At 71.7% G+C, this 15,155-nt stretch carries 7 protein-coding genes (1 of these 7 running past the window's edge); 3 read left to right on the forward strand and 4 right to left on the reverse strand.

The window, feature by feature from the left end; genetic code table 11:
* On the reverse strand, nucleotides 1-9,222 hold the 5' portion of the coding sequence (locus OG352_RS19575) for a non-ribosomal peptide synthetase (RefSeq protein ID WP_329218547.1). 5,250 nt of this gene lie to the left of the window's left edge; 9,222 of the gene's 14,472 nt are visible here — the first part of the coding sequence; the start codon lies at nucleotides 9,220-9,222; its stop codon lies beyond the left edge, outside the window.
* A 311-nt stretch (nucleotides 9,223-9,533) separates the two neighbouring features.
* Here OG352_RS19575 and OG352_RS19580 point away from each other — a divergent pair, with 311 nt between their 5' ends.
* From OG352_RS19580 to OG352_RS19590, 3 genes are read left to right on the forward strand one after another with little or no spacing between them, the layout of a single operon-like run.
* Nucleotides 9,534-9,695 (forward strand): hypothetical protein, encoded by a 162-nt coding sequence (locus tag OG352_RS19580; protein WP_329218548.1) that lies wholly within the window; start codon nucleotides 9,534-9,536, stop codon nucleotides 9,693-9,695.
* A 5-nt stretch (nucleotides 9,696-9,700) separates the two neighbouring features.
* The gene (locus OG352_RS19585) at nucleotides 9,701-10,753 is read left to right on the forward strand and encodes an LLM class flavin-dependent oxidoreductase (RefSeq protein ID WP_329218549.1); all 1,053 of its coding nucleotides are present in this window, start codon (nucleotides 9,701-9,703) and stop codon (nucleotides 10,751-10,753) included.
* The gene (locus OG352_RS19590) at nucleotides 10,753-11,565 is read left to right on the forward strand and encodes a thioesterase II family protein (RefSeq protein WP_329218550.1); all 813 of its coding nucleotides are present in this window, start codon (nucleotides 10,753-10,755) and stop codon (nucleotides 11,563-11,565) included. The genes OG352_RS19585 and OG352_RS19590 overlap by 1 nt, the downstream gene beginning before the upstream one ends.
* A gap of 83 nt (nucleotides 11,566-11,648) precedes the next feature.
* Here OG352_RS19590 and OG352_RS19595 read toward each other — a convergent pair whose 3' ends face one another.
* From OG352_RS19595 to pdhA, 3 genes are read right to left on the reverse strand one after another with little or no spacing between them, the layout of a single operon-like run.
* Complete coding sequence (locus OG352_RS19595; protein ID WP_329218552.1) at nucleotides 11,649-12,983, reverse strand: dihydrolipoamide acetyltransferase family protein; 1,335 nt, start codon at nucleotides 12,981-12,983, stop codon at nucleotides 11,649-11,651.
* The gene (locus tag OG352_RS19600) at nucleotides 12,980-14,047 is read right to left on the reverse strand and encodes an alpha-ketoacid dehydrogenase subunit beta (protein ID WP_329218554.1); all 1,068 of its coding nucleotides are present in this window, start codon (nucleotides 14,045-14,047) and stop codon (nucleotides 12,980-12,982) included. Before OG352_RS19600 ends, OG352_RS19595 begins: the two co-directional genes overlap by 4 nt.
* Nucleotides 14,044-15,153, reverse strand: a complete 1,110-nt coding sequence (pdhA, locus tag OG352_RS19605) for a pyruvate dehydrogenase (acetyl-transferring) E1 component subunit alpha (RefSeq protein ID WP_329218556.1) — start codon at nucleotides 15,151-15,153, stop codon at nucleotides 14,044-14,046. Before pdhA ends, OG352_RS19600 begins: the two co-directional genes overlap by 4 nt.
* Nucleotides 15,154-15,155: the final 2 nt, after the last annotated feature.

The raw sequence follows: 15,155 nt of genomic DNA on the forward strand, positions 1-15,155 counted from the left end.
TCCGGCGGACTGCAACTCGCTGTCCAGACCGGCCAGTTCAAGGCGCGGCTCGGCGTTGTTCTGCACCGCCAGCATGACCTGGAAGAGCGGATGCCGGGCCAACGACCGCTCCGGGTTCAGCACCTCCACCAGCCGCTCGAACGGCACGTCCTGATGCGCGTACGCCGAGAGGTTCGTCTCGCGGACGCGCTCCAGAAGCTGGCGGAAGGTGGGATCGCCCGAGGTGTCGGTACGCAGCACGAGATTGTTGACGAAGAACCCGATCAGATCGTCGAGGGCCTCGTCGGTACGCCCCGCGATCGGCGTGCCCAGCGGGACGTCCGTACCCGCACCGAGCCGGGTCAGCAGCGTCGCCAGCGCCGCCTGCGCCACCATGAACACCGTCGCGCCGTTCTCGCGAGCGAACCGCGTGATGCCGGCGTGCAGTTCCTCGCTGACGGTGAAGCCGACGGCGGCACCCTTGTTGGTCGCAACGGCGGGGCGTGGACGGTCCGTTGGGAGCTGGAGTTCCTCAGGCAGCCCGGCCAACGACTCACGCCAGTACCCGACCTGCCGGCTCAGCAGGCTCCCCTCGTCGTCGTCCTCCGAACCCAGCAACTCCCGCTGCCACAACGTGTAATCCACGTACTGGACCGGCAACTCGACCCAGCCCGGCGCGCCGCCTCCCGCCAACCGCGCCGCGTACGCCTCCGACAGATCACGGGCCAACGGTGCCATCGACCAGCCGTCCGCGACGATGTGATGCACCACCAACAGCAGCGCGTAGCTTTCCTCCCCGAGCACGAACAACGTGGAGCGCAGCGGGAGTTCGACCGCCAGATCGAAGCCCGTGGCTGAGGTCGCCGTGGCCTCCCGCAGCAGTTCCTGTTCCGTGGTGTGGACGACGGCGAGTCGCGGCTCGGCCGGTACGACCTCTTGACGGGGTTCGCCTTCGTGGTCGGGGAAGCGGGTGCGCAGGCTCTCGTGCCGCTCCACCACATCCCGCAGCGCCTCGGCGAGGGCGTCGCGGTCGAGCGGGCCGGTCAGGCGAGTGAGCAGAGGCAGGTTGTAGGACGCCCGGTTGCCCTCGAACTGGTTGAGGAACCACAGCCGTTGCTGGGCGAAGGAGAGAGGGACCAGCTCCGGACGCGGCATCGGCCGCAGCCGGACACGGTCCCGGCCCGGCTCCGTTCCCGTACCGTCCAGCAGCCCGGCCAGCCCCGCCACCGTGGGGGCGTCGAACACCGCCCGGACGGATAGCTCGGCCCCGGTGACGGTCCGAATACGGCTGACCAGCCGGGTGGCCAGCAGAGAGTGCCCGCCCAGCTCGAAGAAGCTGTCGTCGATGCCGACCTGGTCGACTCCGAGGACGTCGGCATACAGCTCGCACAGGATCGTCTCCTGCGCGGTACGCGGCCCTCGCCCGCCGGCCACCGCCTGGTACTCCGGTGCGGGCAGCGCGGCCCGGTCGAGCTTGCCGTTCGGGGTCAGCGGAAGAGAGCCCAGCACCACGAACGCCGACGGCACCATGTACGCGGGCAGGGTCGCGGCCAGCGCATCCCGCAGAGCGGCCGTGTCCGGGGTCCCGGAAACCGAAGCCGGTACGAGATAGGCGACCAGGCGCTGATCACCGGAGGTGTCCTCACGGGCCACCACCACGGCCTGCCCGACACCCTCCTGACCAGCAAGAACAGCCTCGATCTCACCGGGCTCGATCCGATGCCCACGCACCTTCACCTGGTGATCGGCACGCCCCAGATACTCAAGCTGCCCATCGGCACGCCAACGCACCACATCCCCGGTGCGATACATCCGCTCTCCGGGCGCACCGTACGGATCGACGACGAACCGCTCCGCCGTCAGCCCCGGACGCCGGTGATACCCGTACGCCAACCCCGCCCCGGCGATATACAACTCACCCGCCACACCAGGCACCACCGGCCGCAGCCACCCGTCCAGCACATGCGCCCGGGTGTTCCCGATCGGCGACCCGATCGACACCTCACCCCCGGCACCCACCGTCGCCGCCGTGGACCAGATGGTGGTCTCCGTCGGCCCGTAGAGATTGGTGACGTCGGCCGCCAACTCCCCCAGCTGCAAAGCGAGATCAGCCGGAAGAGCTTCACCGCCGACCAACACCCGCAGACCGCGTACCGCCTCCGGTGCCTGATCCACCACCGCCCGCCACAGACTCGGCGTCCCCTGCACCACCGACGCCTTGTGCTCCGCCACAAGCCCAGCCAGAGCGTGCGGATCACGAACCTCGTCCCGACCCGCGATCACCACCGCAGCCCCCTGCACCAACGGCAGGAACAACTCCAACCCCGCGATATCGAAAGCCACCGTCGTCACCGCAACAAGCCGCTCCCCCACCCCCATCGGGAACCGCTCAACCATCGACGACAAGAAATTCACCAACGCCGACTGACCGACCACCACACCCTTCGGCCGACCCGTCGAACCGGACGTATAGATCACATACGCCACTCCACCCGCCACCGGAGACGGAAGAGAACCAGACCACGCACCCCCCGCATCCACCGCCTCCCGCAACACCTCAGGCGTCAGCACCAGCACCGCGCCCGCATCCTCACGGATATGCGCGATCCGCTCCGCCGGATACTCCGGATCCACCGGCACATACGCAGCACCCACCCACTGCACCGCCAACAACGCCACCACCAACTCCACCGACCGAGGCAACGCCACCACCACACGCCCACCCGGCCCAACACCACACTCGACCAGGCGCCCAGCCAAACCCCCCACCCGCGCAGCCAGCTCCGCATACGACAACTCAACATCCCCGGCAACCACAGCCACCGCACCCGGAGAACTCACCACCCGCGCCGCGAACAACTCCGGCAACGACCCACCCGGCAACCCCCGAACCGGACCAGCCGACCAGACACCCAACCGCTCCAACTCACCGGAGAGCAGCGACTCCACCTGCCCCACCCCCCGCTGCGGCAGCTCTGCCAGAGCCTGGAGCAGGCCGGTCAGGCGGGCGGAGACGGTCTCGGCGTCCGCCGGGGTGAACAGGTCCTGCCGGTAGCGCAGCCGCAGTTCGATGTGGTCTGCGGGGATCACGGTCAGGCTCATGGCGTAGTGGTCGGCGTCACGGGCCTGGGCGTCGGTGACGCGTACCCCGTCCACCAGTCCGTCGAGCTGGGCACGGTCGAGGGGGTAGTTCTCGAAGATCATCGCTGTGTCGAACAACTCGCCCCCGCCCGCGAGCCGTTGGATGTCCGCCAGCCCCAGATGGTGGTGCCCGAGCAGCGCGGACTGCTCCTCCTGCAACCGGCCGAACAGCTCCGCCACGGACTCGCCGGGGTGCAGCCGGACACGCACCGGCACGGTGTTGATGAACAGGCCGACCATGGACTCGGCACCCGGAAGCTCCTCGGGGCGGCCGTTGACGGTGGTACCGAAGACCACGTCCCCGTTCCCGGTCAGCGCCGACAGCAGCAGACCCCAGGCACCCCGGAAGACCGTGTTGAGGGTCAGTCCGTGGGCGCGGGCCATGGACCGCAGGGCGACGGTCAGTTCCGGAGACAGCTCGGTGGTGAACTCCTCCGGCATGCCCAACTGCCCCGACGCACCAACCGAGTTCAGCGGGGTCATCGGGGTCATCGGAGTCATCGGAGTCACCAGCGTCGGCCCGCCCGTCCCGGCCAGCGCTCGGCTCCACGCGTCCCGGGCCGACTCCTGGTCCTGCCGTGCCACCCACCGCAGGTAGTCCCGGTACGGAGTCGGCACCGGCAGCTCACCCGCGCCGACACCGACACCGCCGACACCACCGCCAGCACCACCGCCCCCGCCGTACAGCGTGAACAGTTCGTTCACCAGCAGTGGCATGGACCAGCCGTCCCACAGCAGGTGGTGGTTGGTCAGGACGAGCCGGTAGCGGCGGTCGTCCAGTCGCAGCAGGGTCATCCGCAGCAGCGGCCCGGCGGCCGGGTCGAACCTGCGAACGCGATCGCCGGCCAGGAACCGGACCAGCTCCGCGCTACGGTCTTCCTCTCCGAACGAGCGCAAGTCCCGTTCCTGCCAAGGCAGTTCAGCATGCCGGGCGATCACCTGTACGGCCTCGCCCGTGCGGCTGTGGTGGAAGGACGCCCGGAGGTTGGGGTGGCGGTCCAGCAGGGCCTGCCCCGCTTCCCGCAGGGCCTTGGGGTTCACCTCGCCGTCCAGGTCGAGGGTCAGTTGGACGACGTACACATCGGGTGTGCCGGGGTCGCCGGCGTCGAGCTGGGCGTGGAAGAACAGGCCCTCCTGCAACGGCGACAGCGGCCAGACGTCGTCCATGCCACCCGGGGCGGCCTCGAACGCGTCGATCTCGTCCTGGGTGAGCGTCACCAGGGTGAGATCCGACGGAGTGCGGCCCGCGTCCCCGCCGGTGAGCCCAGCCGTCGCACCGCCGCGCGTCGCACCGCCGCGCGTCGCGTCCCCGGCCGTCGTGAACCCCGCGCCGTACTCCGCGAGCAGCCGCAGCGCCCGTACCCACCGGTCGGCCAGCTCACGCACCTCGGACTCGGGCAGCAGGTCGCCGGGCCAGCCGAGGGTCGCGGTCAGGCGCGGGGTACCGTCCTCGGCCTCCGCCGTCCAGGCGTCGATCGCCAGCGCGTGGGCGACGGGGGCCCGGTCGTCAGGGCCGCCAGCGGGCATGCCGTCGCCGGCCAGGGTCCAGCCCTGCCTGCCGGTGACGTTGCCGTCGAACCGGCCCAGGTAGTTGAAGGCGAGCTGCGGCTTCGGCAGCGCCGCCAGCGGGGCCGCCGTCCCGGGAGCCAGGTAGCGCAGCAGGCCGTAACCGACACCCCCGTCCGGGATCGCCCGCACCTGCTCCTTGACCCGCTTCAGCGCCCGACCCAGCACCGAACCCGAACCTGCGGCGGCCTGCGACTCCTGCCCCAGCCCCAGCCCCTGCCCCAGACCCTCCCAGTCGACCGCCCCCGGGTCGATCCGGACCGGGAACACGCTGGTGAACCATCCGACCGTGCCCGACACATCCATCGTGGGGTCGACGTCGACCCGGCCGTGGCCCTCGACGTCGAGCAGCAGCGAGGTGTCCGCACCGGCCGGACGCCCGGCGGCGACCGCCAGGGCGAGGGCGGTCAGCAGCACCTCGTCGACGCCCGCGTGGAACGCCGCCGGGAGCGCGGACAACAGCGGGACGGTGTCCTCGGCGTCCAGGGTCACGGTCATCCGCCGGACGGTGGTGCCGACGTCCCGCGCCGGGTCCAGCGGCCGACCCGCGAGCGGTACGTCACCGCCGCCCAAGATGCCTGTCCACAACGGGAGTTCGGCTTCCCGCGCACGAGCGAGGGCGGGCAGTCGCGAGGCCCACTCCCGGAAGGACGTAGTACCCGCCGACACGGCAGGTACCGACACAGCAGGTACCAACGCACGAGGTACCGACACACGAGGTGCGGGAGCCGCTGACGACCCGCGCCAGGCCTCCTCCAGCTCGGGCAGCAGAATGCGCCACGACACCCCGTCGACGACCAGGTGGTGCAGGCACAGCAGCAGCTTTCCGGCGCGGTCCGGACCGGCGTCCAGCCAGACCACCCGCACCGTCGCCCCCGCGCGGGGGTCGAGTTCGGCCCGCGCCGCCTCCCGCTGCTCCTCCAGCAGACGTCGCAGCCCCGCCTCGTCGAGACCGTCGGCGTCGACCCGGCGTACGCAGCCCTCGGCCGCGACCGCTCCTGGCACCAGGATCTCCAGGCCCCAGCCGGGCTCGCCGTCCGCCGCCACGACCCGCGACCGCAGGACGGCGTGCCGGTCGAGCACCGCCCGCACCGCGCCGGTGAGCGGCTCCAGGCCGAGCCCGGCGGGCACGGTCAGCGCCACCGACTGGTACGCGCGGTCGATCGGACCGCCCGTGTCGGCCAGCCACCGCATCACCGGGGTGAGCGGCACCGGCCCCGCCTCGTCGGACACCTCGGGTCCCGACAACGCGACCTCGACGGCCCCCGCCTTCAGCGCCGCCTCCGCGAGCCCCGCCGGTGTGGGCCGCTGGAAAACGTCCCGGGCGGTGAGCGGGAGACCGGCCGCGCGGGCCCGGTTGACGAGCTGGATCGCCAGGATGCTGTCACCGCCGAGGGCGAAGAACCCGTCGTCGGCCCCGACCGCCTCGGGCAGCCGCAGCACCTGCGCGAACAACTCGCTCAGCGCACGCTCCTGCGGGCTGTCGGGAGCCCGTCCGCTCACCGCCGCCCGGTACTCGGGGGCCGGCAGCGCCCTGCGGTCGAGCTTGCCGTTGGGCGTGAGCGGCAGGGCGCCCAGCACCACGACCGCCGACGGCACCATGTAGTCGGGCAGAGTGGCCGCCGCGTGGTCGCGCACGTCCTGGGGGGCCGGTTCCCGGCCGGGCCCGGCGGGCACGACGTAGCCGACGAGCCGCTTGTCGCCGGGGACGTCCTCGCGTACGACGACGGCGGCGTGCGTGACGTCCGGGTGCCCGGCGAGCGCGGCCTCGACCTCGCCCGGCTCGATGCGGAAACCGCGGATCTTGACCTGGTCGTCGGCCCGGCCCAGGTATTCGAGGGTGCCGTCCGGCCCGCGCCGGGCGAGGTCGCCGGTCCGGTACATCCGCGCGCCGGCGTCGCCGAACCCGGCGGCGTACGGGTCGGCGGGGAAACGTTCCGCGGTCAGACCGGGACGGTTCAGATAGCCGCGGGCCAGGCCCGGCCCGGCGACGTACATCTCGCCCGGCGTTCCGGGCGGCGGGGGCCGCAGTCGGCCGTCCAGGACGTAGACCCGCAGGTCGGGGATGCCGGTGCCGATCACGCTGCCGCCGGCCGTCGCGGCCAGCTCCCGGTCCAGGGCGACCCGGGTGACGTGCACCGTCGTCTCGGTGATGCCGTACATGTTGACGAGCACCGGCGCGGTGTCCGCATGCCGCCGGTACCAGTCGGCCAGCAGCGCCGGTTCCAGCGCCTCGCCCCCGAACACCACGAAACGCAACGCCAGTTGGCCGCCCGGCCGGTCCCGGTCGGCGGCGGCGAGCTGGTGGAACGCGGACGGCGTCTGGTTCAGCACGGTGACGCGCTCGCGCTCCAGCAGACCCAGGAAGGCCGCCGGATCACGGCTGGTGAGACGGTCCACGACCACCAGCCGGCCACCGTGCAGCAGCGCGCCCCACAACTCCCACACGGAGAAGTCGAAGGCCGGGGAGTGGAACAGCGTCCAGACGTCCCCGGGCCCGAAGCCGAACCAGGCGTCGGTCGCGGAGAACAGCCGCACCACGTTGCGATGCGGCACGGCCACCCCCTTCGGCCGCCCCGTGGACCCGGACGTGTAGATCACATAGGCGGTGTTGTCCGGACTCGACGGCCGGGTCCGCTCGTCCTGACGAAGGTCGCCCGCGTCTTCCAGGTCTACGTCGACGTCTGCGTCGTCCAGGAACAGGTACGGAACCCCGTCCCGGTGGTCCGGCAGGCGTGCGGCCGTGTCCCGGTCGGTGAGGACGGCGACCGGGGCGGCGTCGGTGAGCATCCAGGACAGCCGGTCGGCGGGCGCGTCGGGGTCGAGCGGGAGGTAGGCGGCACCGGTCTTGAGCACCGCCAGCAGGGCGACGACGAGGTCCGTGCCCCGGGGCAACGCGAGCGCGGCGATCGTCTCGGGCCCGATCCCGTGCGCTACGAGCCGCCGCGCGAGCCGGTTCGCCCGGGCGTTCAGCCCGCCGTACGACAGACCGGTGCCCTGGAACGTCACGGCCACCGCGTCCGGAGTCGCCGCCGCCCGCCGCTCGAAGAGTTCCGGCAACGTGACCCGCGCGGCCGGGGCCGAAACCGTGACCGTCCGATGGGCGGACTCCAGCCCCGCCCCTTCCTGCCGCCCCGCCCGCTCCATCCGCCCCGCCGCCGCACCCAGCGCCCGAGCGCGCTCCTCGCCGTCGGTCACCTCCACCCGCGCCACCGGATCCCCGGCCGTCAGCCCCGCCAGGGAGTCCAGCAGCAGCAGATACCGGCGGAGCAGTTCCGCGGTGCGTTCGGCGTCGTAGAGCGCCGGGTTGGTGGCGAGGACGACCCGCAGGGCACCGTCGCCGCCCTGGTCGTGGACCGTGATCGACAGGTCGTCCACCTGGCCGGTGGCCAGGTAGTGCGGCGTCACCCGGCAGGGCCCGAACGGCATGTCGTAGACGAACGGCAGGATGTTGAGCACCGGGCCGAACAGCCGCTGCCCGCCACCGGCGAGACCCAGATCGCGGTGCAGGTCGCCGTACCGGTACCGCTGGTGCCGCAGCAGTCCACGCGCCTGGCCCGAGGCCAGTTTCGCCGCCTCGCGGACGCTCGTCCCGGGCCCCGTCCGCACCCGCAGCGGCAGTTCGTTGGACATCATCCCCTGCACGTCCCGCACCCGGGACCCCCGGCGGGCGGGGACCGACAGGCCGAGGACCGCCTCGTCGGCACCGGTCATCCGCTGGACGTACACCGCCGTCGCGGCGATCAGCAGCGCGTTCAGCCCCACCCCCGAGGCGCGCGCGAGTTCCCGCAGCCGGACCGCGGCGGCGGCCGGCACCCACTCGCTCTCCGTGCGGAAGTCATGGGAGGGCGGTGCCGAGTTCCCGGCCGGGGTGACCGCCTCGGGACGGTCGGCGAGTTGCCCCGCCCAGTACGCCCGGTCGCGCGTGAACTCGTCGCCGGCGCGGTAGTCCGCCTCGTCGGCCAGCATCTCGCCGAGCACGGTGAGCCGTCCGTCCGGCACGGGCCGGCCGTCCGCCAGCGCCGAATAGACCTCCGCGATCCGCTCCACCATCAGCGCGCAGCCCGCGCCGTCCATCGCGATGTGATGCGCGCGCAGGTACAGCAGGGCGCGGTCGGGGCCGGTGAGGAAGAGCCGCCACGTGTAGACCGGGCCGCGCCGCAGGTCGACGGGGCGGGCCAGGTCGGCGCGCATCCACGCCTCGGCCGCGGCGCGCGGATCGGGTTCGGCGCTGACGTCGGACACCAGCAGCGGCACGTCGTCCTGCGGGCCGACCACCTGCCAGACGCTCGCCTCGTCGCTGTCGTAGCGGCTGCGCAGGGACTCGTTCTCGTCCGCCATGCGGTTGAGCGCGGCGTCCAGCAGGTGCGGATCCAGCGGGCCTCGGATGTCCAGATACTGCGAGACGACGAAGGTCGGGTTGGCCGGATCCAGTTGCTGGGCGTGCCACACGCCCCTCTGGGCCGACGTCAGCGGGAGGCGCCCCTTGCTCGCACTGCCCCTGCCATCCGTCCCGGCCGTCAGACGGTCAGCCACCACCGACACCCCTTTTGATCCTCTTGACACCTCGGAAGACTCCGCTTCCGACCATCCGGCCGTCACCCCGCCTCCCGCATCAGCGATCACCACCGTTACGGCGCGGCACGGGTTTGACGGGACGGAAAGGCAGCCCCGGCCAGCCGCACGGGGGTCGGACACCGGCCGTAACGGGGTCCACCGGACCCGGCGTAACGGTGGTGAACGCCGATGCCGGACACCCGGCCCGGTACGGATCCTTGGGGGCGCGCGGAACGAACCCGCGCCACTGACGGACCAACGGACCAACGGACGAAGGGCGGAACCCCGGAATGACCCCTCGCATCACTCGCGTTCCCGGCACCGAGGAGAACCGGGCCGGTGTACGCCCCGGGACCCCGCTCACCGCGACGCTCGCCACGACGCCCGCCTCGGGACTCACCGCGACGCCCACCGTGACACTCGGCACGACGCCCACCGCGAACGGGGGCTGACCGGGATGGAGTTCAGCCTCTTCTACTTCGCCGACGACTGCAGCGCGGACGGCAACCGGTACCAACTCCTGCTCGACGGTGCCCGGTTCGCCGACACCCACGGCTTCAGCGCGGTCTGGACGCCCGAGCGGCACTTCCACACCTTCGGCGGCCTGTACCCCAACCCGGCGCTGACCGGCGCGGCGTTGGCCACCGTCACCGAGCGCGTCGCGATCCGCGCCGGCAGCGTCGTGGCACCGCTGCACCACCCCGTCCGCATCGCCGAGGACTGGTCGGTCGTGGACAACCTGTCCAACGGCCGCGCGGGCGTGGCCTTCGCGTCCGGCTGGCACGCCAACGACTTCGTCCTCAACCCGGACGGCTACGCGACGCGCCGCGAGTCGCTGGCCGACACCGTCGACCAGGTCCGCCGGCTGTGGCAGGGCGAGAGCGTCCCCTACCCCAACGGCGCGGGCGAAGAGGTCGAGGTACGGATCTTCCCCGCGCCCGTCCAGCCGCAGTTGCCGATGTGGATCACCAGCGGCGGCAGCCCGGAGACGTTCCGCACCGCCGGCCGGCTCGGCGCCGGAGTGCTCACCCACCTCCTCGGGCAGGGCATCGACGTACTCGCCGAACGGATCGCCGCCTACCGCGCCGAGCTGGCCGAACACCACGGCGACGACAACCGGGGCCAGGTGACGCTGATGCTGCACACCTTCCTCGGCGAGGACCGCGACACGGTCAAGGAGATCGTCCGCGGCCCTTTCACCGAGTACCTCCGCAGTTCGGCCGACCTGTTCTCGGCCATCCGCGGCGGCGGCGCGGCGGGCCTGTCGCCGGACGAGATGCCCACCGAGGAAGAGATCCAGTGGCTGCTGAACCACGCGTTCGAGCGCTACTTCACCGAGGGCAGCCTGCTCGGCACCGTCCCGGACAACCTGCGCATGCTGGAACGCCTCGACGCGATCGGCGTCGATGAAGTCGCCTGCCTGATCGACTTCGGGGTGGACGCCAAACTCGTCATGGACAGCCTCGTCCACCTCGACGAGCTGCGCGGCCGCTGGACGGAGCGACCCTGATGCGGGCGGCGGGCACCACGCCCGCCACCTGGGTCCGGCCCCTGACGAGAACACCGACGAAGCCGATGATGACGCCGACGCAGCCTACGCAGCCGACGAACAGGCCTCGGCTGCGCCTGTTCTGCTTCCCGTACGCAGGCGGCGGCACCTGGGCCTACCGGGGCTGGGCGGACCACCTCCCCGACGGGGTCGAGCTCCACGCGATCGCCCTCCCCGGCCGGGAGGCCCGGATGGCCGAGCGGCCCGTCGCCGACCTGCCGACGCTGCTGGCGGAGCTGGTCCCGGCGCTACGGCCCCGACTCGACGTCCCCTTCGCCTTCTTCGGCCACAGCATGGGTGCCGTCCTCGCCTGGGAGACCGCCCGCGCCGTACAGGCGGACTGCGGCCGGTCACCGGAACACGTCTTCGTCTCCGGCTCACCGCCACCGTCACTGGTGAGCACCGGCGTCCAGGACCTGCCCACCCTGCCGGACGACGAACTGGTCAGGCGCATCGCCCAGTTGAACGGCTCACCGGGCGAAGTCCTGGCGAACGCCGAACTGATGGAGCTGCTACTGCCCACCTTCAGAGCCGACTTCACCCTCCTGGCGAACTACGTCCCCGGAGCCGTGGACCCGCCGCCCGCCTGCCCGGTGACGGTCTTCGGCGGCGACCACGACCCCCGCGCCGAGCCGAACTCCCTGGGTGGCTGGGCCGAGTTCACCAGGGACACACCCGAGGTGTGCGTCCTGCCCGGCGACCACTTCTTCCTCCACTCGGCACGCGACCAGCTACTGGCCCGGGTGTCCGCGCACCTCTCCGCACGACTGTGACCCCCAGGACCGACTGAAGACCGGGCCGACCGTCACCCGACGGCCGGCCCGGTCTTTTCTCTACTCTCGACTCTCTACTGTGCTCACAACAGCCGGAGCAGCCCGAGCGGTTCCTCCATCAGGTCGGCGACCTTACGCAGGAACCCGGCCGCCGACCCGCCGTCACAGACCCGGTGATCGAAGGTCAGTGACAACTGACACACCTGACGCACCTCCAGCCGCCCGTCGACCACCCACCCCCGGGGCAGGATCCGCCCCACGCCGAGCATCGCGGCCTCGGGATGGTTGAGGATCGGCGTCGAGCCGTCCACCCCGAACACCCCGTAGTTGTTGAGGGTGAAGGTGCCCCCGGACAACTCGGCCGGCCGCACCGTGCCGTCACGGGCCACACCCGTCAACCGCGTGATCTCCGCCGAGAGTTCGGGCAGGGTCATGGACTGCGCGTCCTTGACGACGGGAACCATCAGCCCCCGTTCGGTCTGCGCGGCCAGCCCGAGATGGACAGCCGGGAACCGGACGATCTCCTGCCGTTCCGTGTCCACCGTGGAGTTGAGCTCCGGGAACTCCCGCAACGCCGCGACACAGATCCGCGCCAGCAGAGCGGACAGCACGACACGCGGACCACCCGACGCGGCCAGCCGCTCCCTGACCTCCAGCAACCGGGTCGCGTCCACGTCCACCCACACGGTGGCGGCCGGAATCTCCCGGTGACTACGGGACAGCTTCTCCGCGACGGCCTTACGAACACCACGCAACGGCACCCGCACGACCTCGGGCGCGTCGACCGGAGCCACCGGAACCGGCAGCACCGCTTCCGGGACCGTTTCCGGCACCGCCTCCGGGACACGTTCCAGGCCGATGCCGACACCGGCACCCACACCGCCGACGCCGACGCCGACGACGTCAGCACGCAGAATCAGACCCTCCGGCCCACTCCCCCGCACCGCCCTCAGATCGACCCCGCTCTCCCGGGCAAGCCGCCGAACCAACGGCGAAAGCACCCGCACCGGCCCACCGCGCCCCCCGACCGACGGCTCCGGCAGCAGACGCCGCCGCCGACCGGCAACGGCATACGTGCCATAGCCGACGAGTACATTTCCCGACGCGACGGAGTCAGCGTCGGAGCCGAAGTCGGAGTCAGAGTCGGCACCCCCACCCCCACCCTCCGCGACGGACACCAACGGCGAGCCGACGTCCAGACTCTCGCCCGGCCCGCCCCACAACCGCGTGACGACCCCGCCGTACGGACAGGGCACCTCGACGACCGCCTTGGCCGTCTCCACCTCCACCACCGCCTGATCCACCGCCACCAGGTCGCCGACCTCGACGAGCCACCGCACGATCTCCGCCTCGGCGAGACCCTCCCCCAGATCGGGAAGGGTGAACTCGCGTACGGAACCGGAACCGGAACCAGTCATCGCGAGCCCTCCGACTGCCACGTGGACTCCCACTGAAGCCGGGCCACCGCGTCGAGAATGCGGTCGACACCGGGAAGATGGTGCCGCTCCAGCGCCGGCGGCGGATACGGGATGTCGAACCCGGTGACCCGCAGCACCGGAGCCTCCAGATAGTGGAAGCAGCGTTCCGTCACCCGGGCGGCGATCTCCGCGCCGAACCCGGCGAACCCGCTCGCCTCATGGACGACGACCGCCCGCCCCGTACGCCGCACCGACGCGCAGACCGTCTCGTCGTCGAAGGGCACGAGGCTGCGCAGATCCACGACCTCCAACTGCCACCCCTCGGCCCGAGCCGCCTCCGCCGCCTCCAGGCACACCGGCAGGGACGACCCGTAGGTGATGAGCGTCGCGGACGACCCCGTACGGCGTACGGCGGCCGTGCCCGGCTCGGGCAGACACGCCGTGCGGTCGAGTTCGCCCTTGGACCAGTAGAGCCGCTTCGGCTCGAGGAAGACCACGGGGTCGTCGGAGGCGATCGCGGCCCGCAGCAGCCCGTAGGCGTCGCCGACCGTCCCCGGCGCGACGACATGCAGGCCGGGCGTGTGCACGTAGTACGCCTCGGAGGCGTCGCTGTGATGCTCGACGCCGCCGATGCCACCCCCGTAGGGGATCCGGATCGTCAGCGGCATCGGCAACGCGCCGCGCGTGCGGTTGCGCATCTTGGCGACATGGCTGACGAGTTGCTCGAAGGCGGGATAGGCGAAGGCGTCGAACTGCATCTCCACGACGGGCCGCAGCCCGTACATCGCCATGCCCACGGCCGTCCCGAGGATGCCGGACTCGGCGATCGGAGTGTCCGCGACCCGCTCGTCGCCGAACCGGGCGGCGAGACCGTCGGTGACCCGGAACACACCGCCCAGCGCGCCGATGTCCTCCCCCATCAGATGCACCCGGTCGTCCTCGGCCAAAGCATCGTGCAGAGCCTGGTTGAGAGCCCGCGCCATGGTGACGGTCTCGGTGCGCGCAACGGCCGACGCCGGCCGATAGTCGGCGGCAGCGGTAGCAGCAGTGGTGGTTGTGCTCATGCGATGGCCTCCCTTGCCGCGCGCTTCTCCGCGGCGAGTTCCCGCTCCAACAGGGCGCGCTGCTCCAGCAGTTGGGACGTAGGCCGCGCGTACACATCGTCGAAAAGGCTCAGCGGATCCGGATTGGGCCGCGGATCCGTGGACAGCCGGGCACGCAGCTCACCGGCCGCCCGCTCCGCCCCGGCCCGGAACTCCTCCGCCGTCGCCTCGTCCAGCAGGCCACGCGCCCGCAGATGCTTCTCCATACGGACGACGGGATCCCGGCGCAGCCACGCCTCGACCTCCTCGGCATCCCGGTAACGGGTCGCGTCGTCGGCGTTCGTGTGGGCGTCGACGCGGTACGTGAGCGCCTCCACGAGGGTCGGCCCACCGCCCGCACGAGCCCGGTCCGCCGCCGCCCCCACCGCCTGGTACACGGCGGCCACGTCGTTGCCGTCGACCCGTACCCCCGGCATGCCGTAGCCGATCGCCTTGTGGGCGAGGGTCGGCGCCGCAGTCTGCTTGCCGATCGGCACCGAGATCGCGTAGCCGTTGTTCTGCACGAAGAACACCACCGGCGACCGCCCGACGGCGGCGAAGTTCAACGCCTCGTGGAAGTCACCCTCGCTGGTCGCGCCGTCCCCGATCATCGCGAGCACGGCGAGGGAGTCCCCCCGCAGTTGCGCGGCCCGGGCCAGACCGGCCGCGTGCACGGTCTGGGTCGCCAGCGGCGTGGCCAGCGGCGCGACACGATGGGCGTGCGGATCCCAGCCGTGATGCCAGTCACCGCGCAGCAGGGTGAGCACCTCGGCCGGATCGACACCCCGCATCACCACGGCGAGCGTGTCCCGGTACGTGGGAAACAGCCAGTCCTCGTCCTCCAACGCCATCACCGCACCGACCTCACAGGCCTCCTGCCCGGTGGTGGACGGATACACGGCGAGCCGCCCCTGCTTGGTCAGAGCCGTCGCCTGCTGATTGAACCGCCGCCCCAGCACCAGCCGGCGATACAGATCGAGCAGAACACCGGCGTCGATCGACTCGGTACCCGCCGGATCGTCGATAAGAGTCAACGGATCCACAGCGGGCAAGGTGAGCGCACGGTCATGCAACACATGCTGATTCATGG

The organism is Streptomyces sp. NBC_01485 (assembly GCF_036227125.1).
GTDB lineage: Bacteria > Actinomycetota > Actinomycetes > Streptomycetales > Streptomycetaceae > Streptomyces.